The sequence below is a fragment of the Pseudomonas sp. 18058 genome (assembly GCF_902706155.1).
GTDB lineage: Bacteria > Pseudomonadota > Gammaproteobacteria > Pseudomonadales > Pseudomonadaceae > Aquipseudomonas > Aquipseudomonas rustica.
Window position 1 is genome coordinate 1 of sequence record NZ_CACSJY010000161.1, and the last position, 400, is coordinate 400.

1 protein-coding gene is annotated in these 400 nt (G+C 66.5%); it reads right to left on the reverse strand.

Translation table 11 applies throughout. The features are described 5' to 3' along the window. A partial coding sequence (locus GVL50_RS28635; RefSeq protein ID WP_218586058.1) for a cytochrome c1 occupies nt 1-400 on the reverse strand: 400 nt, incomplete at both ends.

Genomic DNA, 400 nt, shown 5'->3' on the forward strand with positions numbered 1-400 from the left:
CTGATACATGCCGCCGGGAATCGGCAGCGCATCGAAGATGAACCACGGAAAGCCGCGCTCATATTTGATCGACTTCGCGAGCAGTGACATGTCCGGCGGCGCGGCGCCGAGCGAGGCCGCGGCCGCTTCCGGATTCGGGAAGGGCGACGGGAAATAATCCGCCGGGCGGCCGGGCCGGTCGAACATTTCGCCCTGCAGGTTCGGCCCGTCGTGGATCGTATAGGTCGCGGCGAGCGTTTTGACCTGCGCCTCGGTGAAGCCCGGGCCGCCCGGCTCCGCGAGCGTGCGCATCGGGATATGCAGCTCGTGGCAGTTCGAGCAGACTTCCTTGTAGATCTGGAAGCCGCGCTGCAACTGGGCCTGGTCGAAGGCGCCGAAGGGACCGGCGAAGCTCCACGAC